Origin of the sequence: Gemmobacter serpentinus, from assembly GCF_008973825.1 — a bacterium.
Lineage (GTDB): Bacteria > Pseudomonadota > Alphaproteobacteria > Rhodobacterales > Rhodobacteraceae > Gemmobacter > Gemmobacter serpentinus.
The window spans coordinates 216,276-239,450 of sequence record NZ_WCHR01000018.1 but is presented as its reverse complement, the minus strand read 5'-3'; the positions used below and the strand labels follow the sequence as shown (position 1 = coordinate 239,450).

Genomic DNA, 23,175 nt, shown 5'->3' with positions numbered 1-23,175 from the left:
CCCACCGCAAATCCGGCAATTCCTACAGCCCGGCACCAGGCGGGCCTTGCCGCATCGCCCCGTCCTCTCTACATCCGTTTCATGAAGTTCCGCATCCCTTTCCGCAAGAAGCTGCCGGTCGTGCCGGTGATCCGCCTGCAAGGCGCCATCGGCACAGGTGGCCGCTTTGGTGCCGGGCTGAACGACGCGGCCCTGGCACCGCTGATCGAAAAGGCCTTTCGCATGAAACCCGCCGCGGTGGCGCTGGCGATCAATTCGCCGGGCGGATCGCCGGTGCAATCCAGCCTGATTGCCGCCCGCATCCGGCGGCTGGCCTCTGAGAAGGGCGTGAAGGTCCATGTCTTTGTCGAAGATGTGGCAGCATCCGGCGGCTACTGGCTGGCCTGTGCCGGCGACGATATCTGGGTCGATGACAGCTCCATCCTGGGTTCAATCGGGGTGATCTCGGCAGGTTTCGGATTTGCCGATTTCATCACCCGCCACGGGATCGAGCGGCGGGTTGTCACCTCGGGCCGGTCGAAATCGCTGGCCGATCCGTTCCAGCCCGTGAAACCCGAAGATACCGCAAGACTGCTGGCCTTGCAGGAGCCGATCCACCAGGCCTTCATCAACCATGTGAAAGCCCGGCGCGGCGCAAAGCTGAAGCCCGAAGCCGATCTGTTCAATGCCGATGTCTGGGTCGGCGCGCAGGCTGTCGATCTGGGTCTGGCCGACGGGGTGGCGCATCTGGTGCCCAAGCTGAAGGCGCTTTACGGCGACAAGGCCCGGCTCGTGCCGATGGGGCAGAAACGCGGGCTGATGTCCCGACTGACCGGGCGCGCCATGAGCGATGTTCTGGCCGAGATCGAGGACCGCGCGGCTTTCGCCCGGTTCGGGCTCTGACATGATGGTCAAGGCCGTCACCTTCGTGATTGTCGCCATCGTGATCGGCGCGATCATCTATGAGAAATTCGGCCACAAGAAAAAACGGGTGACCGCCCGCTATTGCAGCGCCTGCGGCAGACCACGCATCGGCGCATCCCCCTGCCCCTGCGGCGGAAAGGGCAAATGATGGCGCAGGCTCCTCTTGCATTGGTGACCGGGGCGGGCAAGCGTCTGGGTCAGGCGATGGCGATCTATCTGGCCGGGCGTGGCCATGACGTAGCGGTGCATTACGCCGGATCCGAGGCAGGTGCCGCCGAGACCGTGGCGCAGATCACCGCCATGGGACGGCGCGCAGTAGCGTTGCAAGCCGACCTTTTGGATGAGGCGCAGACCGCAGCCCTGCTGCCGCGCGCGGTGGCGGCACTTGGCGGGCCGTTCACGGTGTTGGTCAACAACGCCTCGATCTTTGAATATGACACGCTGCAAAGTGCGACCCGGCAAAGCTGGGACCGGCATTTTGAAAGCAATCTGCGCGCGCCTTTCGTGCTGATGCAGGCCTTTGCGGCCCAGGCGCCCGAGGCCGGGCGCGATGCGGCGGGCGAGCCGCTGGCGCGCAGCCTGATCGTCAATATGATCGACCAGCGCGTGCGCAAGCTGACGCCGGAATTTTCGACCTATACGCTGGCCAAGATGGGCCTTTGGGCGCTGACCCAGACCGCCGCACAGGGCCTGGCCCCCGCGATCCGGGTGAATGCCATCGGCCCCGGCCCCACCCTGCGTGGCGAACGGCAAAGCGAGACGCATTTCGCCGCCCAACGCGCGGCAACCATTCTGGGGCGCGGTTCCAACCCCGCCGACATTACCGCAGCCCTGGGATATTTCCTTGATGCACCCGGTGTGACGGGGCAATTGCTTTGCGTCGATGGGGGGCAACATCTGGGCTGGAAGACCCCGGATGTGCTGGGCGTGGAATAGGCGCAAGAAAGTGTCGCGAGGGAAGTTGTCCACTTTTCATCTATTGTTCACGAACTTGTAAAGAAAACCCTGACTTTTCAGCCGCTTGCCCCTGTAAGAAAAATTTCTCACGCAAAATCAGTGCCTTGCATATTTGCCTATTTTTTAAGCAAGGCAGGGAAGCAGGCTGAAAACAAGGGAAAAATGCGCCGTTCTGAATTTTCTCCGCAAACTTATCCACAGAAACTGGGGACAGCTTTACCCTTGTCCTTAGCTCTGGCCTGTTGCAGCGAGAGAGGGGGAATCGGTGAGAGGAAAAGCGAGGTCTGCCCATGATGGATGAGGCACAGCCCAGCCCGGATCAGACCACCCCGCCGAAAGCGGGCCATGCGGTCATTCAGGACTATTTGCGCAGGCTTGACGGCTCGCCCGGGGTTTACCGGATGCTGAATGCCGCGAATGAGGTGCTTTACGTCGGCAAGGCGCGCAACCTGCGGGCGCGGGTGTCGAACTATGCCCGCCCCTCGGGCCATTCCGGGCGCATCGCGCGGATGATCGCTGAAACCGTGTCGATGATGTTCCTGACCACGCGCACCGAGACCGAGGCGCTGCTGCTGGAACAGAACCTCATCAAGCAGTTGAAGCCGCGCTACAACGTGCTGCTGCGCGACGATAAGAGTTTTCCAAATATCGTCATCCCGACCGGGCACCCCTTTCCGATGATCCGCAAACATCGGGGCAAACGCGGCGAGAAGGGGCGCTATTTCGGCCCCTTCGCCAGTGCGGGCGCGGTGAACCGCACGCTGAACCAGCTGCAACGGGTGTTCCTGCTGCGCACCTGCGCTGACAACGTGTTCTCAAATCGATCGCGCCCCTGCTTGCTGTTTCAGATCAAGCGCTGCTCCGGGCCCTGTGTCGGCCGCATCAGCGAGGCGGATTACAGCGACCTAGTCGATGATGCGACGCGGTTTCTGGAAGGCAAATCGACCTCGGTGCAGGCCGATCTGGCGAAGGCCATGACCGAGGCTGCCGAAGCGATGGAATATGAGCGCGCCGCCGCGCTGCGCGACCGCATCAAGGCGCTGACGGCGGTGCAATCGGTGCAGGGGATCAACCCTCGCGGCGTGTCCGAGGCGGATGTGGTGGCGCTGCATCTGGAGGGCGGGCAGGCCTGCGTGCAGGTCTTCTTCATCCGCGGCCATCAAAGCTGGGGCAACCGGGATTTCTATCCCAAGACCCCCGCGGATGCCGATGAGCCAGAAATCCTCGAAGCCTTCCTGAGCCAGTTCTATGACGGGAAGGAACCGCCGCGTCTGGTCCTGCTTTCGCATCCTGTGGCGAATGAGGATCTGGTGAGCGATCTTCTGTCAGAGCGCGCGGGTCGCAAGGTCGAAATCGCGGTGCCCCAGCGTGGCGAAAAGGCCGAACTGGTGGAAAACGCCCATCGCAATGCCCGCGAAAGCCTGGCCCGCCGCATGGCCGAAAGCACGACGCAGAACCGGCTGTTGCAAGGGTTGGCCGATGCCTTTGATCTGGAAGCCGCGCCGAAGCGGATCGAGGTCTATGACAACTCGCATATCCAGGGTGCCCATGCCGTCGGCGGCATGATCGTGGCCGGGGTAGATGGCTTCCTGAAATCGCAATATCGCAAGTTCAACATCAAGGGCGAGGCTGGCGCGCAGGGCGACGATTTCGGCATGATGAAAGAGGTGCTGACGCGCCGCTTTGAAAAGCTGTTGAAGGAAGACCCTGAGCGCAAGACCGACCTCTGGCCCGATCTGCTGCTGATCGACGGCGGTGCCGGTCAAATTTCGGCCGTGGCCGAGATCATGGCAGAGCTTGGGGTGGATGATGTGCCCTTTATCGGGGTGGCCAAGGGCATTGACCGCGACCATGGCAAGGAAGAGTTCCACCGCCCCGGCGAGGCACCTTTTGCGCTACGGATGAATGACCCGGTGCTGTATTTCATCCAGCGCCTGCGCGATGAGGCGCACCGTTGGGCCATTGGCGCGCACCGCGCCAAACGCGCGAAAGCCACCACCGCCACCCCGCTGGACGAGGTGCCCGGCATCGGTGCCAGTCGCAAGCGCGCGCTTCTGGCGCATTTCGGCAGCGCCAAGGCGGTCAGCCGCGCGGCGGTCGAGGATCTGATGGCGGTCACCGGCATTTCGGAATCGCTGGCCCAGCAGATCCACGACTTTTTCCACGACAAGGGATGATCTGGCGGAATCGCCCCTACGCCGCAGCAATCAGCGTTTTTTCACGAATTCCGTCAGGATGACGATTCGCTGCCCCTCGACCCGGCCTTCGATATGGGCGGCATTGTCGGGCACCAAGGTGATCCCGCGCACCGCCGTGCCGCGCTTGGCGGTGAAGCCCGCCCCCTTGACCGGCAGGTCCTTGATCAGTGTCACGGTATCGCCATTTGCAAGGATCGCGCCATTGCTGTCACGATGGGTCACCGCCTGCGGCGCGTTGGCCCAGGCCTCGGCCTCGGGCGACAGCGCCATCCCGGCGCGGGTTTCGCTGGCCCAAGGCGCCTCGATCGTGCCAAGTCTTTGCCAGACCGCGAATTGCACCACAGGTTCCCCCGACCAGGCCGCGCCCTCAAGACAACGGAAATGATCGGGGCCGGTGTCGGTCTCGCCCCGGCAGGCCGGGCACAGGGCAACGGCCCCTGCCGGGGCGAAAGCCACGGGCTGCAACGCATCCGCTGCCCCGCAAAACTCGCAGGTACCGCCCGCCCGCGCCATCACTTCGGCCTCTGTCATCGTCGTCCCTTTCCCGGTTTCCAGCGCCTTACGCCCCCATCAATGGCAGGACAATGACCGCGCCACCGATTTGGCTTGTTTTCGCGCGAAATCACCCCCATATATTCGCCTGCGACGTTATCTCTTTTCGACCCCTGTCTCCGATCTCCGGCCACAGCTCGACTGCGCTGACGATGCCGAGCCGCCGCGATTTTGCGGGCGGCAGATCAAACAGGAGTGATCACGATGGCCAAGGGCACCGTGAAATGGTTCAATGCTACCAAGGGCTTCGGCTTCATCGCCCCGGAAGGCGGCAAGAAGGACGTGTTCGTCCACATCACCGCGCTGGAGCGCGCTGGCATCCGCTCGCTGGCTGACGGCCAGGCGGTGACCTTCGACATCGAAGCTGGCCGTGACGGCCGTGAGTCGGCGACCAACCTGTCGCTGGCTTGATTTCATTTGCCTTCGGGCAAAGAAAAAGGCGGGCCGCTGGCCCGCCTTTTTTCATGTCTGCGACCATGCGCGCAGCTCAGGGCATTCCGATCCGAAGATCCGATCAGGCGGCGCGCCAGATCAGGCGTTCGCGCAGCGCATGTTCAAATCCGACCCGCAGGGAGACTGCGGAGAGCGGGGCCCGCAGCAATACGGCCTCGCTGCGATCCTCGGGGAAGATCTGTTGGGCCACCGCTGCGGCGACCAACATGACCGGCAGCGAACAGCCCGCCCCGCGCAGCAGCGAAAGCGCGCGTTGCCCGGCCTCAAGCCCGCCGAAATCATCACAGAGCATGACGAACAGGCCATAGCCCTGCGGGTCCTCGATCATCGCCTCAAGGCCCGCAAAAAGTTCCTCCTGATGATCGATCTGGCCGCCAAGACCGGCAAGCCGGGTCATGGCCGTCGCCGTTCCCGGCCCGCCGGGATGCGACAAAAGAAGAATGCGAACACCAAAACCCACTAACTCAGCCTCATCACTGTCTGCGCGGAAGATCTGCATGGGGCATCCGATCTAATTTGCGTGGCTCAGTTTCGAATCTGGCATCAAATCGTGTCGAGAATGTGGGCTAGTCGGGGCGTTTTGAGCGCGCTGACCACAATGGTTAATGGCAATCTGGGCAAAACAGCCATGAACCGGAGGTTTGGCATGGGCGATTATGACCGTTTGATGGACAATGCCACACGCGCCTTCATCGCCCGCACCGACAGTTTCTACCCGCCCGATGCGGTCAATCTGACGATTCCCGAACAACGCGCGGTCTATGACCGGATGTGCGCGGCCTTTCGCGCGCCGCGCCCCGCCGGGCTGCTGGTGGAGGATCGGGCGATTGCGGGCGTGCCCTGCCGCATCTATGGCGCGGCCTCTGACACCCACATCCTCTATGCCCATGGCGGTGGCTTCGTGGTCGGCAATCTCGATAGTCATGATGATGTCTGCGCCGAGATGGCAGTGGCGACCGGCGTGCAGGTCATCAGCGTCGATTATCGGCTGGTGCCGGAACATCTGCACCCCGCCGCCTATGAGGACGTGATGGCGGTGGCCCATGCCCTGTCCGGCCCGCTGGTGCTGGCAGGGGATTCTGCGGGGGCCGCGCTGGTCGCATCCGCCGCGCATGGGCTGCGCGGGCGGGCAGATCTGCGCGGGTTGCTGCTGATCTATCCCGCCCTTGGCGGCGACCGCAGCCAGGGCAGCTATGTCAGCCATGCCCATGCCCCGATGCTGAGCACGGCGGATGTGATCTGGTATGCGCAGGCGCGCCATGGCGGGCAGGAACCCGAGGAACCCGATGTCACGGTCGGCACGCTGCATGATCTCGATTTCAGCGGCCTGCCGCCGGTGGTGGTCGCCAGCGCCGAATGCGATCCGCTGGCGGATGACGGACACGTCTATGCCGAACGGATCATCGCCGCCGGGGGCCGCGCCGAATGGCTGCTGGATGAAGGTCTGGTCCATGGCTGGCTGCGCGCCCGCCATTCGGTGCCACGCGCAGAGGCCGCTTTTGCGCGGTTGCTGGACAGGTTGAAGACGATGACCGGCGGCGCATAAAGATCGGGGCGGGGTCATCCCCCGCCCCTGATCTCAATTCCCGGCGCTTTCCATCAGGCGATGCGCCAGCACCTCTTCCAGCCAGCCCAGCCGCATTTCGGGGACCGAGGACAGCAGCAGGTCGGTATAGGCATCATAGGGCGGTGCCAGCACATCCGATTTGGTGCCGTAGCGCTGCACCTGCCCCTTAAACATCACCGCGATCCGGTCGGCGATGGCCCGCACCGTCGCCAGATCATGGGTGATGAACAGATAGGCCACGCCCTCTTCGGCCTGAAGGTTCAAGAGCAGCTTCAGGATGCCGTCCGCCACCAGCGGATCCAGCGCCGAGGTCACCTCGTCACAGATGATCAGCTTGGGCTTGGCGGCCAGCGCCCGCGCGATACAGACGCGCTGCTTCTGCCCGCCCGACAGCTCTGCCGGGTAGCGGTCGGCGAAACCGCGCCCCATCTCGATCTGATCCAGCAAGTCCTGCACGCGCTTGCGCTTGGCCTCGCCCCGCAGCCCGAAATAGAATTCCAGCGGGCGACCGATGATGGTTTCAACGGTCTGGCGCGGGTTCATCGCAACATCGGCCATCTGGTAGATCATCTGCAATTCGCGCAGATCATCACGCGACCGCCCCGCCAGATCGGGCGAGAGGGTCCGCCCGGCAAAGGTGATGCTGCCTTGTGCTGCCGGCAAAAGCCCGGTGATGACCCGCGCCAGCGTCGATTTGCCCGACCCGCTTTCACCCACGATCGCCAGCGTCTGCCCCGGCGGCAGATCGACCGAGACGTTCTTCAGCACGTCAAAATTCGTGCCCTTGTAGCGGGCCGTCACGTTCTGGATGCTGAGAAGCGGCGGCGCATCCGGCTTTTCGGCGTGCTCGATGGATCGGATGGCGACCAGGGCCTTGGTATAGTCCTGCTGCGGATCCTCGATGATCTGGCGGCAGCTGCCATATTCCGCCGTCTTGCCATGGCGCAGCACCATGATGTCATCGGCCACCTGCGCCACCACGGCCAGATCATGGGTGATATAAAGTGCCGCCACCCCGGTCTCATGGATCGCGCGCTTGATCGCCGCCAGCACGTCGATCTGCGTGGTCACATCCAGCGCGGTGGTCGGCTCGTCAAACACCACCAGATCGGGCTTCGGGCACAGCGCCATCGCCGTCATCACCCGCTGCAACTGCCCGCCCGAGACCTGATGCGGAAAGCGTTTGCCGATGGTTTCGGGATTGGGCAGGCCCAGCTGCCGGAACAGATCGACCGCCCGCGCCTCGGCCTGTGACCGGCTCATCTGGCCGGTGGCCAGCGTCGTCTCGATCACCTGCTCCATCAGCGGCTTGGCAGGGTTGAAGCTGGCCGCCGCAGATTGCGCGACATAGGTCACTTCCTTGCCGCGCAGCTTGCGCAAGCCACCGGCCCCGGCCTTGAGGATATCGCGGCCATTCACGATGACCTCGCCGCCGGTGATGCGTACGCCGCCCCGGCCATAGGCCATGGAGGACAGGCCGATGGTCGATTTGCCTGCGCCGCTTTCGCCGATCAGCCCCAGAACCTTGCCCTTTTCCACCGCCAGCGAGACACCATGCACCAGCGTCACGGTCTTGGGCGGCTCGCCCGGCGGATAGGAGGTGGCTTCCAGCACCAGATTGCGGATTTCCAGCAGATTGGATTTGTCAGACAGGGTTGTCTCAGGCACCGCGGCCTCCTTTCAGGCTGGAGGTGCGGTTCAGCACCCAGTCGGCAACAAGGTTCACCGAAATCGCCAGCGTCGCGATGGCAAAGGCCGGGATCAGCGCGGCAGGGATGCCGTAGACGATGCCCTCCTTGTTCTCCTTCACGATGCCCCCCCAATCCGCCATCGGCGGCTGCACGCCAAGCCCCAGGAAAGACAGGGTCGAGATGAACAGCACCGCAAAGATGAAGCGCAGCCCCATCTCGGCGACCAGCGGCGACAAGGCATTGGGCAGGATCTCGCGGAAGATGATCCAGCCGAGTTTCTCACCGCGCAGGCGCGCGGCCTCGACATAATCCATCACCGCGATATCGACGGCCACGGCGCGGGCCAGACGGAAGACCCGCGTGCTTTCCAGAATGCCCATGACAAGGATCAGCGTGGTCAGCGTCACCTCCATCACCGACAGGACCACCAGCGCCGAAATCAGCGCCGGGATCGACATCATCAGATCGACCAGCCGCGACAGCACCTGATCCACCCAGCCACCGCAGACCGCCGCCAGAAAGCCCAGCACGGACCCAAGCCCAAAGGCCAGGATCGTGGCGCAGGTTGCGACGAAAATCGTGGTGCGTCCGCCCCAGATCATGCGTGACAGCAGATCCCGTCCGATGGAATCGGTGCCAAGCCAGAACTGGCTTGAGGCGGGCTCCCAACTGTCACCGACAACCTCGGCCAGACCATAGGGGGCGATCAGCGGCGCAAACAGCGCAGCGGCGAAATAGGCGGTCGTAAAGGCCAGCCCGATCAATGCGGAAATGGGCAAACGGGTCATTTCGGGTGCCTCAGTCGCGGGTTGGCCAGAATCGAGACAAGGTCGGCAATCAGGTTCAGCCCGATATAGACCCCGGCAAAGACAAGCCCGCAGGCCTGCACCACCGGCACATCGCGTTTGGCGACGTGATCGACCAGATATTGCCCCATGCCGGGATAGACGAAGACCACCTCGACCACGACGACACCGACCACCAGATAGGCAAGGTTGATCATCACCACATTCACCACCGGCGCGATGGCATTGGGGAAGGCGTGTTTGGCGATGATGGTGAAGGGACGCAGGCCCTTCAACTCGGCAGTTTCGACATAGGCCGATTGCATCACGTTCAGGATCGCGGCGCGCGTCATGCGCATCATATGGCCCAGAACCGCCAGCACCAGCACGATGACAGGCAGGCCGATGGCATAGAGCCGTTCGCCCATCGTCATGCCGTCATAGACCGTCGAAAGCGAGGGCAGCAGGCGATACTGCACCGCAAAGAAGAAGATCACGATATAGCCCAGCAGAAATTCCGGCACCGAGATGGTGGCCAGCGTCACCGCCGAAATCACCTTATCGGGCCAGCGGTTGCGATAGCGCACAGAAACCAGCCCCAGCAGCACCGCAAGCGGCACCGCGATCACCGCAGCCGTTGCCGCCAGAAACAGCGTATTGCCGAGCCGCGTGCCAAGCGCGGGGGCGATGGGTTGGCCATTGGACAGGGCCGTGCCCAGATCGCCCTGCAAGACGCCGAACAGCCAGCCGAAATAGCGGCTGACCACCGGCTCATTCAGGCCCAGCTCCTGCCGCAGATTGGCCAGTGTCTCGGGCGTGGCAGACTGGCCCAGAATGGCCTGCGCCACATCGCCGGGCAGGATCTGGGTGCCGACGAAGATCAGGACAGAGGCCGCGAGAAGCAGCAGGAGGCCCAACGCAACGCGTTGGGCAACCAGTGTCAGGACGGGGTGCGCCATCGGTCAGGCGAACCAGGTCTTGGAGGAGATGAAGCCGTTCATCAGTTCAAGGTTCGGATCGTCGACCCAACCCACGATGGTTTCCGACACGCCATCGACGAAATCGTTGAACATCGGGCAGATCACACCGCCGGTTTCCCACAGGATGGTGGTGGCTTTGGCATACATTTCCTTGCGCTTGGCCTCATCGGTTTCGCCGCGCGCCGCCAGGATCAACTCGTCAAATTCCGCATTCTTGAACTTGGTGTCGTTCCAGTCTGCGGTCGAGAGGTAAGCCGTCGAATACATCTGATCCTGCACCGGACGCCCGCCCCAATAGCTGGCGCAGAAGGGTTTGACGTTCCAGACATCCGACCAGTAGCCATCATCGGGCACCCGCTTGATGACCAGCGGAATGCCTGCCTGCGTGGCCGAGGCCTGGAACAGCGCCGCCGCATCCACCGCGCCGGGGAAGGCACCATCCGCCACGATCAGCTCGATCGGGCTGCCGTCATGGCCGGATTTCTTGTAATGCTCCGCCGCTTTTTCCAGCGAGAACTCGCGCTGCGGCAGGGCCTCGTCGAACAGCGGGTAGGAGCTGTTGATCGGCACGTCATTCCCGACCGAGCCGAAACCATCCAGAATCTTGTCGACAAGTTCCTGCCGGTTGATCGCGTATTTCAGCGCAAGCCGCAGATCGTTATTGTCAAACGGCGCCTTGTCGCAATGCATGATGAAGACGTAATGGCCGGGGCCAGCCACGCTTTTTACCTGCACGCCCGGCGCACGCGACAGCAATTTTGCGACCTTGGGATCAACCCGGTTGATCGCATGGACCTGACCGGATTGCAGGGCGGCGGTCCGTGCCGTGGTGTCATTGATGATCAGGAATTCCACCCCGTCATAATGGCCACGGGTGGCATCCCAATCATCCGCATTCTTTTCAAATACATAACGCACACCAGGCTCGGCGGACTTCACCTTGTAGGGGCCGGTGCCGATGCCGGCATTCGGGTTGTCGACACCGCCCTTAGGCTGCACGATCAGGTGGTAGTCCGCCAGCAGATAGGGCAGATCGGCATTGGGGGTCGACAGCGTGAAAACGACATTCTCGCCATCGCCAGAAATCTCCTTGATGCCCTGCATGATGCCATAGGCCCCGGATTTCGCATTCTCGTCGGAATGGCGCTTGAAGGTGGCCACCACGTCATCGACGGTCATCTCGGATCCGTCATGGAACTTCACGCCCTTACGGATCTTGAAGGTCCAGACCGTGCTGTCCTCGTTGCTGTCGAAACTTTCAGCCAGACGCGGCTGCAACTCTTTCTCGGCCGACACATCGATGATGCAATCGCCCCATTGCCGGTTCACGTTGAAAGCCGCCGGACCATCGGCCAGCCCCGGGTCCAGCGCATCAGTGCTTTCGCCACCGCCAAGGCCGATTTTCAGGATCCCCCCCTTCTTCGGTTCCTCGGCGCGGGCCTGTCCGGGCAGGACCGCGCTGCCAAGGGCTGCCGCGAGACCAAAGGCCGAAGCGCGCCCCAGAAAGCCGCGGCGGCTCATGCCGCCGGCGTCGATCCAGTCGATCAATCTGGCAAGATCGTCCTTCATATTTCCGTCTCCCTGCTAGCTCTTTGGCTGTTTGCGTTAGCATGGGACCAGAAGGCGGCTTGCGTAAACTGCTAAATTCGGCCCGCCATGTCGCAATATTCCTAAACATGGTCGCGCGGGGTGTTGTCGAAAAACTCGCGCGTAAGGGCCTGAGTCTCTCCTTCCCAGGCTGTCAGCCGGGCATGGTGCCGCAATTCCGTCGGGGCTGATTCGAGGGTTGAAACCGCCTCGGTCCGCACCTGCCAATCGCCCCGCGACAGGCGCTGTTCATAGCGGATCTCCACCCGGGCCGAGAGCGGGTCATCGGGATGAATGCGCCACAGCTCGCGCACCGTCTCGCCCGAAACCAGCCCATGGGTCAGGTTCTCGGCATCGCCGGTATCCTCCTCGACCTCCAGCAGCCACTCGCCGCTCAGCAGATCCTGCGTGATGCGGCGGATGGACCTTCCCGGTCGCAGCATCCGGTGCTTCCAGCCCGGGGCGGTCTCTGCGGCGGGTGGCTGCCATTCATCGCCCGTGCTGCCCTGATGACGCGGCAGCGTCAGTCGACCGCCCTGCACCGTCAGCGTCACGGCAACCGGGGCGGGCCAGACGAAGGGCCAATAGGTGGTCGACAGCGCCAGCCGCAGCCGATGCCCCGCTGCCAGCCGATAGCCCATCTCGTCCAGATCGAGGCTGATCGAGACCGCCTCGCCCACCGGCACGGGGGTCGGGTGCTCCATGCTGTCGCGATGGCGCAGGTTGAGCATTCCGTGGCTGATCCGGGTCGAAGACCCATCCGGTGCCACATCGCACAGCCGGGCGATCAGATGCGCGAAGGGTTGGTCGCAAGTCAGGCGCAATTCCACCCGCGCCCGCCCCAGCAGATCGATCCCCTCGGGCAAATCGAAATCAAGACAGACCGACATCGCATCCTCGCCGCGCTGATCGCCCGGCAGTTCCGCACTCATCCCCATCGGGAAGAACTCCCCGGCGTGCAGGCCCAGATGCTGCGGCGTGCAGATTTTCTGCCCGGTCAATGCCCCCAGATCGTGAACCTGCGGGGTCACACGCGGGCTGGGCCAGGCACCTTCCGCCACCCAATGACCGGCGCGGAAAACTGGAGCCGCCGAAACCGGCTGCGAATGCAGCATGTAGGCGCGGTAGCGCGGTGCCTCTGCCACGCCATTGCTGTGCCCCTTCAGCCAGCAATCCCACCAGCGCACGGCTTCTTGCAGAAAGCCGATCTGCGGCCCCGGCACCGCCGTATGCGGGTATTGATGAACCCACGGCCCCATGATGCCCTGCCCCAGCCCGGGGTGGTTGGTCATCACATGACCCAGCGTGTTCAGGTAACTGTCTGCCCAGCCGCCAAAGTTCAGGACCGGGATGGTCATGCGCGCCCAATCCTCGCAGATCGAGCCATGTTTCCAATAGGCATCCCGGCTTTGATGGCGTGCCCATGCCGGGGCAAGGAATGGCTCCGCCTCCAGCCGGGCCAGCCAATCCGCCCGCCAATCCGGGCGCAGCAGCGGGTCGGCAGGGCGCGACGAAAACGACAGCATCACCGCGCCCCAGCCCAGATTTTCGCCCAGCAGGCACCCGCCCTTGAAATGGATATCATCGGCAAATCGATCCGACGTCGAGCAGACCGAGATCACCGCCTTCAGCGCCGGATGGCCGTTGAAGGCCGCTTGCAGGCAGTTGAAGCCGCCCCAGCTCTTGCCCATCATCCCCACCGCGCCGCTGCACCATGGCTGCGCGGCGAGAAAGCCGATCACCTCCAGCGCATCGTCCATTTCCTGCTGGCTGTATTCGTCCAGCATCAGGCCCGCGCTATCGCCATTGCCGCGGATATCGACGCGCACACAGGCATAGCCATGGCCCGCCACATAGGGGTGCATCAGCTCATCGCGCGGCGTGGTGCCATCGCGTTTGCGATAAGGGATATATTCCAGCACCGCGGGCACCGGATGGCGGTTCGCATCCTCGGGCATCCAGACCCGGGCGGACAGGGTGACGCCATCCGGCATCGGGATGCGCAGATCCTCGATCTCGATCAACTTATGGGGGAAATCTGTGCGGGTTACGGTCATGGCGGCCTCTGGCTTGAACCCCAAGAGGCTACGCCCTTCGCCCCGCCCGGCTTGCCGTGATGCGACAGGATGTGACGCGATCAGGCCAGTTCGCGGCGCAGCCAGTCGAACAGGATCCGATGGGCCGGGGTTTCCGGCCCCGGGGCCTCGATCCAGTAGCCGGTGCCCTCGGTGGTGATCTCATCACCCAGGGCGATCAGCGCGCCGCTGGCCAGATGCGGATCGATCAGCGGTCGCCAGCCAAGCGCCACGCCCTGCCCCGCCAGCACCGCCTGCACCACGAATTCGTAGGTGTTCAACCCAAGCTCCGCCGCACGGCGCGGCCGCGACAACCCATGGCGGGCAAACCACCCCGGCCATGTCAGCCAACGCACCTCCGGCGGCGCGTCGATGTGCAACAGCACCGCCTGGGCCAGCGCCTCGGGCCGCGGATCCCCCGCAAGGCCCGGCGCACAGTCGGGTGCGCAGACCGGCACCACCCGTTCCGGCATCCAGAGCCAGCCTTGCAGATCGCCGGTTCGGGCAAAGCGGATCGCAACCTCGCCCGGGCGCGGATTGCGGCTGTCCTGGGCGGCCGTGATCTGCACCTCGATTTCCGGGTGAAGCGCCCGGAATCGCGCCAGACGCGGCATCAGCCACAGCCCGGCAAAGCCGAAATCGGTCAGGATGCGCAGCGCAGGTGCCCGCGCCATCGCCTGCACCTCGGCCAAGGCCGCATCGATCTGCGCCAATGCAGGCAGCAGATCGCGCAGCAGCACTTCGCCCGCAGGCGTAGGCTGACACCCCGCCCGCGAACGGGTGAACAGGACAACGCCAAGGTAATCTTCGGCCCGGCGCAACTGATAGCTGATCGCAGGCTGGCTGAGGCCAAGCGCCGCGCCAGCCCGTGTCAGCGTGCCATGGCGTGCCACCGCCTCGATCACCCGCAAGGCCGCCGGATCAAGTTGCATAAACAGAACTGATGCAAAACATCGAAAATCCCCGTCTTTTCTATGAACACCATATCGGTTTTCAATACTGGGTGAAGCGAAAGGCGGCAGGTGATGACGGATCGGCCCAATATTCTCATCCTGATGGTGGATCAGCTGACCGGAACCCTGTTCCCGGATGGCCCTGCCGACTGGCTGCACGCGCCCAATCTGAAGCGGCTGGCCGCGCGGTCGGTGCGCTTTGCCAATGCCTATACCGCCTCGCCACTTTGTGCCCCGGCCCGCGCCAGCTTCATGTCCGGGCAGTTGCCGCGCCGCACCCGCGTCTATGACAATGCCGCCGAATTCACCTCCGACATCCCGACCTTTGCCCATCACCTGCGCCGCGCCGGGTATCAGACGGCCCTTTCAGGCAAGATGCATTTCGTCGGACCCGACCAGTTGCACGGGTTTGAGCAACGCCTGACCACCGATATCTACCCGGCCGATTTTGGCTGGACCCCGGATTACCGCAAACCGGGAGAGCGGATCGACTGGTGGTATCACAATCTCGGCTCGGTCACCGGCGCGGGCATGGCCGAGATCACCAATCAACTGGAATATGACGACGATGTCTGCTTCCAGACGGTGCAGAAACTTTACGATCTGTCACGCGGCGGCGATGCAAGGCCCTGGGCGCTGTGCGCCAGCTTCACCCATCCGCATGACCCATTCGTGGCGCGGCGCAAATATTGGGATCTTTACGCGGATTGCGCCCATCTGGAGCCCCCCGAGGCGCTGGATTATGAGGCGATGGATCCGCACTCAAAGCGCCTGATGGATGCCTGCGACTGGCGCGGGCTGGAGGTCACGCCGGAGCATATCCGCCGCGCAAGGCAGGGCTATTTCGCCAACATCTCCTATGTCGATGACAAGATCGGCGAGATTCTGGCGACGCTGGACGCCACACGGCAAGAGGCGATCATCCTCTTCGTTTCCGACCATGGCGAGATGCTGGGGCGACGCGGCCTCTGGTTCAAGATGAACTTCTTCGAAGGTTCGGCTCGCGTGCCGCTGATGATCGCGGCGCCGGGGCTGGAACCCGGGCTGGTGGAAACCCCGGTCTGCACCATTGATGTGACGCCCACGCTTTGCGATCTGGCGGGGGTCTCGATGGCCGAGGTGCTGCCCTGGACCGATGGCGAAAGCCTCGTGCCGCTGGCGAAGGGCTTTGACCGCACCAGCCCCGTCGCGATGGAATATGCGGCTGAGGGCAGCATCACCCCGCTGGTCTGCCTGCGGGAAGGCCGCTGGAAATATACCCGCTGCCTTGCCGACCCGGAGCAGCTGTTCGATCTTGAGGCCGACCAGGAAGAGCGGGTGAATCTCGCTACCGCTCCCGCCCATGCCGCAACGCTTGCCCGCTTCCGCGCCATGTCTGATGCCCGCTGGGATCTGGCGCGCTATGATGCCGAGGTGCGCGAAAGCCAGGCCCGCCGCTGGGTGGTCTACGAGGCGCTGCGCAATGGCAGCTATTTCCCATGGGACTATCAGCCCCTGCGCGCAGCATCGGAACGCTATATGCGCAACCATATGGACCTGAACGTGCTGGAAGACAGCAAACGCTTTCCACGCGGCGAATAGCGCGGCCAGCAGATCCACGGCTTGCAGGACCAGGTATAAGGTGCGCCTGCGGCGCAAGATTTTCCTCTCGACATGGCGCAAAGCGCCATGTCTCGGGATGCCTCCGGCGGGAGTATTTGTGCAATCAGCAAAGACAGGGATGCGCCCCGGCGGCACGGGGTCTTGTTTCAACCCATGTGAGCGCTTCACACGGCGCCGGGGCGGCTTTGCTGCTTGACGGTCATCGGGGCTCCCCCCTGTTCCGCAGGACAACCCTGACACAGAAGGGTTAGCAATCCGTTACCGCTTTGCTGCTTGCCCAAATACTCATTCTACCACCGCCGCAAATGCAAAGGCCCGGTCATCGCGACCGGGCCTCAGCTGTCCGTGGCAACGCCTTTGGCGGGGGTTCGATGCCCTCGACAAAGGCCCCCCTGATCAGATCGCTTTTTTCAGCGCCTCGATCAGATCGGTCTTTTCCCAGCTGAAGCCGCCGTCGGCCTCCGGCGCGCGACCGAAATGGCCATAGGCCGAGGTGCGGGCATAGATCGGGCGGTTCAGTTGCAGATGTTCGCGGATGCCGCGCGGCGTCAGGTCCATGACCTCTGCGACAGCGCGTTCAATCGTCGCCTCATCCACCTGTCCGGTGCCATGGGTATCGACATAGATCGACAGCGGCTTGGCCACACCAATGGCATAGCTGACCTGCAGCGTGCAGCGATCCGCGAGGCCTGCGGCCACCACATTCTTAGCCAGATAGCGCGCGGCATAGGCGGCCGATCGGTCCACCTTGGTTGGGTCCTTGCCCGAGAAGGCACCCCCGCCATGCGGAGCCGCGCCACCATAGGTGTCCACGATGATCTTGCGGCCGGTCAGGCCTGCATCGCCATCGGGGCCGCCGATCACGAAAGTGCCGGTCGGGTTGACCCACCATTCGGTCTTATCGGTGATCCAGCCCGAGGGCAGCACTTCGCGGATATAGGGTTCCACGATGGCGCGGATATCGTCCGAGCTCTGGCTTTCGCTTTCATGCTGGGTCGAGAGCACGATCGAGGTCACCTCGACCGGCTTGCCGCCTTCATAGCGCAGCGACAGTTGCGACTTGGCATCAGGGCGCAGCGTCGGCTCCTGGCCGGATTTGCGCACCTCGGCCAGACGGCGCAGGATGGCATGGCTATACTGGATCGGTGCCGGCATCAGTTCCGGCGTCTCGCGGCAAGCATAGCCGAACATGATGCCCTGGTCGCCCGCCCCGTCACGGTCCACGCCCTGCGCGATATGGGCAGATTGCTTGTGCAGGTGGTTCTTCACCTTCAGCGTGTTCCAGTGGAACTCGTCCTGCTCGTAGCCGATATCCTTCACGCAATCGCGCACGATCTGTTCGACGCTGCCGAGCATCTCGCGCAGTTCCTTCTTGTCGGACAGGCCGACCTCACCGCCGACAACCACACGGTTGGTGGTGGCGAAGGTTTCGCAGGCCACGCGCGCATTGGGTTCGACGGTCAGGAAGGCATCAAGAACGGCATCGGAAATGCGGTCGCACACCTTGTCGGGGTGCCCCTCGGAGACGGATTCCGAGGTGAATACATAATCAAGTCTGCTCATTGGGAAGTGCTCCGTTGTTTATCCCCGTCACGCCAGGAAGCCGTTGTGACGGTTCGATGAAATCGGGGTTACGCCGCGTTCGGCGATGCGTCAAGCCTGCCGCAATCTTTGTTGCCAAATCGTCAACAATACGAGGCCCGCAAGCAACAAGAGAAAAGCCGTCTCGCCGAAGCGATGATAGGGGGTCGGCGGCAGGGCACCGGGCAGCGCCGCATCCAGCGCGCCCTCAGCGCCAAAGGGCAGGGCAGCGGTGATCTGACCGCGCGCATCCACCATCTGCGTGACGCCGGTATTGGCCACCCGCACCAGTGGAAGCCCTTGTTCCACGGCCCGAAGCCTGGCCTGTGCCGCGTGCTGGAACGGCCCGGTCAGCGTGCCGAACCAAGCGTCATTGGTGACATGCAGCAGCCAGTCGGGGCGTTCTGCCACCGCGTTCACCTCGCGCGGGAAGACGGCCTCATAGCAGATCAGGGGCAGGACGCGGCCAAGGTGCCCGAGGTCGAGCACACGCGGCCCGGGCCCTGCGGCATAGCCAAAGCCCTGCCTTGCGGCAAAAGCCCGCAGGCCGAACCATTCATGCAAAACCTCGCCGAAGGGCATGTATTCGCCAAAGGGCACCAGATGCGCCTTGTCATAAAGCGCAGATTCGCGCCCATCCGCGCCCATCACCGCAAGGCTGTTGAAGGCAGCCTCTCCTTCCAGCCGCTGCACCCCCATCGCAACCGGCACCCCGGCCGCCGCATAGGCGACGCCCGAAATCGCCTGGCCCTGCGGATCATAGAGATAGGGCAACGAGGTTTCCGGCCAGATCACCAGATCGGGACGCGGGGCCTCGGCTGTGCGCAGTGTCAGCAGCTGATAGAGACGTTCGGCCTGATCGGGGTCCCATTTCAGATGCTGTTCAGCATTGGGCTGCACCAGCCGGAAGGTCAGCCCGGTCGGCGCGGGGTTCGGCTCCGCCAACCGCAGCGCACCGCCCAAATAGACCGCGGCAATCAGCAGCGCCATCTGGGCGATGCCGCGCCCATGCCAGACCACCGGAAGGGCTGCCGCGAACAGCGTCAGCAGGGTCAGGCCATTGGCACCGACAAAGGCCGCGGCCTGCCCCACCGGGCTGTCGATCCAGATATGGCCGGGTTGCGCCCAGGGAAAGCCGGTCAGCACCTCACCACGCAGGGCCTCCAACGCGGTGAGGGCGGCAGCAAAGCCCAGGGCCCCGCCATGCAGGCGCTGCGCAAGCCATCCGGCCAAGGCCCAGAACAGGGCAAGCCCGCCCGCCATGCCGATCAGCGCAAAGGGCACCATCCAGCCATAGACCTCGGGTTCCACCAGAAAAGGCTGCACAATCCAGCTGAGGCTCGCACCAAAGTAGCCGGCGCCCGCCGCCCATGCCCGCCAGCCTGCCTTTCGCGCGCGATCCGCGGCCGCAATCTGCGCGATGATCCCGGCAAAGGCAGGCAAAGCAATCCACCACAGGCTGAGCGGGGCCTGCCCCGCCGCCGCGAGCAGGCCCAGCCCGAAGGCGGGGCCAAGATCGCGGATCAGGCGGCGCATCACTCCGTTCCGGCCCCGTCAGCCAGTTCTTCCGCGACAGTGTCGCGCGCCGGGGCCAGTCGCAGCCGCAGCTTCTTGATACGACGCGGATCGGCATCGACGATTTCGAACTCGGCGCCGCTTTCATGCGGCACGATCTCGCCGCGCCCGGGCACCCGGCCGGTGCGCAGAAAAACCAGCCCGCCCAGCGTGTCGATATCCTCGTCATCTTCGCCGGTGCGCAGTTTCACACCGATTTCGGCCTCGACCTCATCCAGCGGCGCGGTGGACTGGATCAGCCAGACGCCCGGTGCCTCCAGCTTCCACAGCGCGTCGGTGTCGTCGTCATGTTCGTCGTCGATCTCGCCGATTACCGTCTCGATCAGGTCCTCGATGGTCACCAGTCCGTCAACGCCGCCATATTCATCAATGACAAGGGCCATATGCACACGCTCCTTCTGCATCTTCTGCAGTAGCACATGCAGCGGCATCGACGGCGGCACATAAAGGATGGGTCGCAACAGGCGCTTCAGGCTGAACCGCCCACCCGCACCAAACCCGTGCTGCAGCGCCAGATCCTTCAGCAGCACAAGGCCCTGCGGATGGTCCAGCGTGCCCTTGTAGACCGGCAGACGGGAAAACCCCTGGGCGCGGAACACCTCGACCAGCTCGTCCTTGCCGATATCGAGCGGCACCGCCGCGATATCGACCTTGGGCAAGGCAACGTCATCGACGCGCAGCTTGCGAAGATTGGCAAGGCCCGGAAGCTGCGGCAGAGCGGCAGCGGGGCGCGCCTCCGGCTCCGATGGGGCGGGTGGATCTGCGGCGGAAAAGGCGGAAAGGATGCGCCCGAAAAACCCTTTCTGCTCCGCCTCGGGAGAGTCTCCCTCTTCCGTATTTGCCCCCGAAGATGCCGGTTGCGCCTCTGACGATCCTTCGAAACTACTGCCCATCGGTCCTTCTACCCAAGCCTCTCAAATCATCCCATTCTGGGGATCATCCCCATATGGGTCCGCAATGCCAAGCGATGCAAGGATTTGTCGCTCGGTCGCTTCCATCAGCTCCGCATCCTCGTCTTCGATATGGTCATAGCCGAGCAGATGCAGAATCGCATGTATCAGAAGATGTGTGACATGGTCGTTAACGGATTTATCCTGTTCGGCGGCTTCCCGCGCACAGGTCTCCCAGGCGATGGCGATATCGCCCAAGGGGGCGGGGTCGTCCGGGCTGCCCGGCTCCGGTGGCTCTGGCACCTCGCCAACATATTCGGCACCGCGTTCCTCGGATGGCCAGCTGAGAACATTTGTGGGCTTGGCCTTGTCGCGAAAATTGCCGTTCAGCTCAGTGATGCGGGCATCATCACAGCCCATGACCACGATCTGGAACAGCGCAGGATCCAGCCCAAGATGCGGCAGGGTCGCGGATACGGCGCGCATCGCAACAGCCTCCAGACCAAAGGCCTGCCAGCGGTCGTCTTCGATCACGATGTCCAATATGTCGCTCATGCCAGCGTCATAGCGCCAAGGTGCCCCCCGCGCAAATGACGAAAATGCGGGGGCGTGCAAACCGCCCCCGCACCGCGTTCAGCCCTTGGCCTCGTCGCGCTCATAGGCCTCGATGACGCGGGCGACCAGCGGATGGCGCACCACATCTTTCGAGGTGAAGTAGTTGAAGCTGACGCCTTTCACCCCGGCCAGAATGCGTTCGGCATCCTGCAAGCCGCTCGGCACGCCGCGCGGCAGGTCGACCTGCGTGCGGTCGCCGGTAATGACCATACGCGATCCCTCACCCAGACGGGTCAGGAACATCTTCATCTGCATGGTCGTGGCGTTCTGCGCCTCGTCCAGCACGACGAATGCGTTGGACAGCGTGCGCCCACGCATGAAGGCCAGCGGCGCGATCTCGATGCGCTTTTCCTCCATGAGCTTCTGCACCTGTTTCGCCGGCAGGAAGTCGTTCAGCGCATCATAAAGCGGCTGCATATAGGGATCGACTTTTTCCTTCATATCGCCGGGCAGGAAGCCCAGACGTTCGCCCGCCTCAACAGCCGGGCGCGACAGGATGATGCGTTCCACCATGCCACCGATGAACATGGTCACACCGACCGCCACCGCCAGATAGGTCTTGCCGGTGCCCGCAGGCCCGATGCCAAAACCCAGCTCATTGGCGAAGAGATTGGCCACATAGGCCTTCTGCGCCTCGGTCCGGGGTTCGATCGGCTTCTTGCGGGTGCGCAATTCCACGCTGCCCGGGGTGAACATCTCGATCTGCTCTCCGCCAGCGCGGGACAGGTCCGGCATCGGGGTTCCCATGCGGATTGCGCCTTCGATATCGCCTGCATTCACCGCGCGTCCGGCCTCAAGCCGGGCATAAAGCGCGCGCAATACGGCTGCGGCCTGCTCTCGGGTGCCCTTGTCGCCAATGACCGCCAATCGGTTGCCACGCCGCAGGATATGGACACCCATCTGATGCTCGATCTGCGCAAGATTGCGGTCATATTCGCCACACAGATCGATCAGAAGGCGATTGTCGGGAAATTCCAGCAGAGTTTCAACGACATCCTCGGAACGGGTCGGGGGGGTCAGCGCACTGATGCCCAAGGGGATTTCCTTTGCGGCTGGAGGGCTTCTACCTTTGAATCTGCGCCTGGATGGTTAAGGAAACAAGACAAAGCTGCACGCTCGGCAGGTATTTTCGCGTCATTGCCCAAAGAATGGACAAATAGGTCACAGCGACCCACAAGATATCGATCACGCGAAGGCAGGTCACACCACATCATGAAAGCAAAAGGCCGCGACGATGCGCGGCCTTTGCGTAAACTTTGCGCGATCTGACCAGATCAGCGGGTGCGTTTGCCCGCATGGGGCACATAGTCCCGGATGCCCGCATCCATGGTCTGGTAGTTCCGCAGCACCGTCCCCGGCGGGTAATGGTTGTTGCAGACCGGCAGACCCGAGACCGGATCGAAGCGGCGGCCCGAATAGCCTTCGACACCATCATCGATGATCCAGCCCTGGCAGCCATCGGGGTCATAGGCAATCCCGCCGCCCCCCGGCGCGAGCGCCTTGTTGTCCCAGCCGCGGTCATGCGCAGTGGCGATCACGGTGTCAGGGCTTTGCACATAGGGGGTGACCCCTTCGACGCAGCCTGCCAGAACGGTGACGGACAGAAGGGCAAGGCCCGGAATGAATTTCATCATGTTGATCACCACCGGTAGCAGACGACTTCGACGCGACGATTCTGCTGCATACCTGCGGCAGTGCTGTTCGACGCGATCGGCTCACGCTCACCAAAGCCGATCTCACGCTCGACCATGGCACCGACCGAACGGGCCACATCGGCCACGGCCTTGGCGCGGCGCTGCGACAGCTTCATGTTGTATTCATCCGAGGCACGGCTGTCGGTATGGCCGTAAACGGCATATCCGAAGGCCCCCGCCTGGCTGAAGAACTGCTGCAGGTAAGAGCGGCCCGAGGCGGTCAGCTTGTGGCTGTCGGTCGCGAACAGCGTATCGGTATTTTGCACAAGGCAGGTATTGCGCTTCAGGCAGACTGGCTTGCCGGTCTTCGGGTTCACGCGGTCCAGCATATAGCCTTCGACCCCGCCATCAGCCCACCAGTGCATACAGCCATCGTCATCGACCCAGACGCCCCAGTCGATGCGACCGGCAATCTCTGGGGCGTTTTGCGCGCTGGCAGCGCCCGCAAGCCCGACCGCAATTGCAAGCCCCCCGACCATTACCCGCACTGCTTTGGAAAAACGTTCCACGTCGCAGC

The 23,175-nt window shown here is 63.4% G+C and carries 22 protein-coding genes and 1 riboswitch; of the genes, 7 read left to right on the top strand and 15 right to left on the bottom strand.

Annotated features, from left to right (window positions below):
* Positions 1-81 precede the first annotated feature (81 nt).
* The 4 genes from GBJ34_RS12170 (at position 82) to uvrC (ending at position 4,037) form a co-directional block, all read left to right on the top strand.
* Positions 82-882: a S49 family peptidase gene (locus GBJ34_RS12170; RefSeq protein ID WP_151719543.1), complete on the top strand. Its 801-nt coding sequence runs from the start codon at positions 82-84 to the stop codon at positions 880-882.
* Between the two features lies 1 nt (position 883).
* Positions 884-1,051 carry a hypothetical protein gene (locus GBJ34_RS20550; protein WP_192931205.1) on the top strand — a complete coding sequence of 56 codons (168 nt, stop codon included), beginning with the start codon at positions 884-886 and terminating at the stop codon, positions 1,049-1,051.
* Entirely contained in the window at positions 1,048-1,839 is a 792-nt protein-coding gene (locus GBJ34_RS12165) for an SDR family oxidoreductase (protein WP_404811427.1), read from the top strand. The genes GBJ34_RS20550 and GBJ34_RS12165 overlap by 4 nt, the downstream gene beginning before the upstream one ends.
* A 311-nt stretch (positions 1,840-2,150) precedes the next feature.
* Complete coding sequence (gene uvrC / locus GBJ34_RS12160; protein WP_404811426.1) at positions 2,151-4,037, top strand: excinuclease ABC subunit UvrC; 1,887 nt, start codon at positions 2,151-2,153, stop codon at positions 4,035-4,037.
* 30 nt (positions 4,038-4,067) lie between these two features.
* On the opposite strand, the gene GBJ34_RS12155 is transcribed toward uvrC, so the two are convergent.
* Entirely contained in the window at positions 4,068-4,589 is a 522-nt protein-coding gene (locus tag GBJ34_RS12155; protein WP_151719542.1) for a PhnA domain-containing protein, read from the bottom strand.
* Between the two features lie 225 nt (positions 4,590-4,814).
* Between GBJ34_RS12155 and GBJ34_RS12150 the strand changes: the two genes are divergently transcribed.
* A complete protein-coding gene (locus GBJ34_RS12150; protein ID WP_146286306.1) occupies positions 4,815-5,021 on the top strand; it encodes a cold-shock protein in 207 nt (68 codons plus the stop codon).
* 103 nt (positions 5,022-5,124) lie between these two features.
* Here GBJ34_RS12150 and GBJ34_RS12145 read toward each other — a convergent pair whose 3' ends face one another.
* On the bottom strand, positions 5,125-5,460 hold the full coding sequence (locus tag GBJ34_RS12145; protein WP_151719541.1) for a hypothetical protein: 336 nt from the start codon (positions 5,458-5,460) through the stop codon (positions 5,125-5,127).
* Positions 5,461-5,709: 249 nt separating this feature from the next.
* On the opposite strand from GBJ34_RS12145, the gene GBJ34_RS12140 reads away from it, so the two are divergent.
* Positions 5,710-6,609, top strand: coding sequence for an alpha/beta hydrolase (locus tag GBJ34_RS12140; protein WP_151719540.1), 900 nt, complete (start codon positions 5,710-5,712; stop codon positions 6,607-6,609).
* Positions 6,610-6,642: 33 nt separating this feature from the next.
* Here GBJ34_RS12140 and GBJ34_RS12135 read toward each other — a convergent pair whose 3' ends face one another.
* From GBJ34_RS12135 to GBJ34_RS12110, 6 genes are all read right to left on the bottom strand, one after another.
* A complete protein-coding gene (locus tag GBJ34_RS12135) occupies positions 6,643-8,283 on the bottom strand; it encodes an ABC transporter ATP-binding protein (protein WP_151719596.1) in 1,641 nt (546 codons plus the stop codon).
* 7 nt (positions 8,284-8,290) lie between these two features.
* Positions 8,291-9,109 (bottom strand): ABC transporter permease, encoded by an 819-nt coding sequence (locus GBJ34_RS12130; protein ID WP_151719539.1) that lies wholly within the window; start codon positions 9,107-9,109, stop codon positions 8,291-8,293.
* On the bottom strand, positions 9,106-10,065 hold the full coding sequence (locus tag GBJ34_RS12125; protein ID WP_151719538.1) for an ABC transporter permease: 960 nt from the start codon (positions 10,063-10,065) through the stop codon (positions 9,106-9,108). The genes GBJ34_RS12130 and GBJ34_RS12125 overlap by 4 nt, the downstream gene beginning before the upstream one ends.
* Positions 10,066-10,068: 3 nt before the next feature.
* Complete coding sequence (locus GBJ34_RS12120; protein ID WP_151719537.1) at positions 10,069-11,655, bottom strand: ABC transporter substrate-binding protein; 1,587 nt, start codon at positions 11,653-11,655, stop codon at positions 10,069-10,071.
* Positions 11,656-11,756: 101 nt separating this feature from the next.
* Entirely contained in the window at positions 11,757-13,730 is a 1,974-nt protein-coding gene (locus GBJ34_RS12115) for a CocE/NonD family hydrolase (protein WP_151719536.1), read from the bottom strand.
* An 80-nt stretch (positions 13,731-13,810) separates the two neighbouring features.
* Positions 13,811-14,680 carry a LysR family transcriptional regulator gene (locus GBJ34_RS12110; protein WP_151719535.1) on the bottom strand — a complete coding sequence of 290 codons (870 nt, stop codon included), beginning with the start codon at positions 14,678-14,680 and terminating at the stop codon, positions 13,811-13,813.
* Between the two features lie 93 nt (positions 14,681-14,773).
* On the opposite strand from GBJ34_RS12110, the gene betC reads away from it, so the two are divergent.
* Positions 14,774-16,282: a choline-sulfatase gene (gene betC, locus GBJ34_RS12105; protein ID WP_151719534.1), complete on the top strand. Its 1,509-nt coding sequence runs from the start codon at positions 14,774-14,776 to the stop codon at positions 16,280-16,282.
* A 417-nt stretch (positions 16,283-16,699) separates the two neighbouring features.
* Here betC and metK read toward each other — a convergent pair whose 3' ends face one another.
* The 7 genes from metK to GBJ34_RS12070 all read right to left on the bottom strand — a co-directional run bounded on the left by metK (position 16,700) and on the right by GBJ34_RS12070 (position 23,167).
* Positions 16,700-17,866 (bottom strand): methionine adenosyltransferase, encoded by a 1,167-nt coding sequence (gene metK, locus GBJ34_RS12100; RefSeq protein ID WP_151719533.1) that lies wholly within the window; start codon positions 17,864-17,866, stop codon positions 16,700-16,702.
* A 7-nt stretch (positions 17,867-17,873) separates the two neighbouring features.
* A riboswitch (SAM-SAH riboswitch) is annotated at positions 17,874-17,921 on the bottom strand.
* A gap of 35 nt (positions 17,922-17,956) precedes the next feature.
* Positions 17,957-19,420 carry an apolipoprotein N-acyltransferase gene (gene lnt / locus GBJ34_RS12095; RefSeq protein ID WP_151719532.1) on the bottom strand — a complete coding sequence of 488 codons (1,464 nt, stop codon included), beginning with the start codon at positions 19,418-19,420 and terminating at the stop codon, positions 17,957-17,959.
* Positions 19,420-20,352 (bottom strand): transporter associated domain-containing protein, encoded by a 933-nt coding sequence (locus GBJ34_RS12090; protein WP_151719531.1) that lies wholly within the window; start codon positions 20,350-20,352, stop codon positions 19,420-19,422. The genes lnt and GBJ34_RS12090 overlap by 1 nt, the downstream gene beginning before the upstream one ends.
* A 21-nt stretch (positions 20,353-20,373) precedes the next feature.
* Entirely contained in the window at positions 20,374-20,904 is a 531-nt protein-coding gene (gene ybeY / locus GBJ34_RS12085; protein WP_151719530.1) for an rRNA maturation RNase YbeY, read from the bottom strand.
* 78 nt (positions 20,905-20,982) lie between these two features.
* Positions 20,983-21,999 (bottom strand): PhoH family protein, encoded by a 1,017-nt coding sequence (locus tag GBJ34_RS12080; protein WP_192931204.1) that lies wholly within the window; start codon positions 21,997-21,999, stop codon positions 20,983-20,985.
* 239 nt (positions 22,000-22,238) lie between these two features.
* On the bottom strand, positions 22,239-22,598 hold the full coding sequence (locus GBJ34_RS12075) for a hypothetical protein (RefSeq protein WP_151719528.1): 360 nt from the start codon (positions 22,596-22,598) through the stop codon (positions 22,239-22,241).
* A gap of 5 nt (positions 22,599-22,603) precedes the next feature.
* Positions 22,604-23,167, bottom strand: a complete 564-nt coding sequence (locus GBJ34_RS12070; RefSeq protein WP_318843227.1) for an OmpA family protein — start codon at positions 23,165-23,167, stop codon at positions 22,604-22,606.
* Positions 23,168-23,175: the final 8 nt, after the last annotated feature.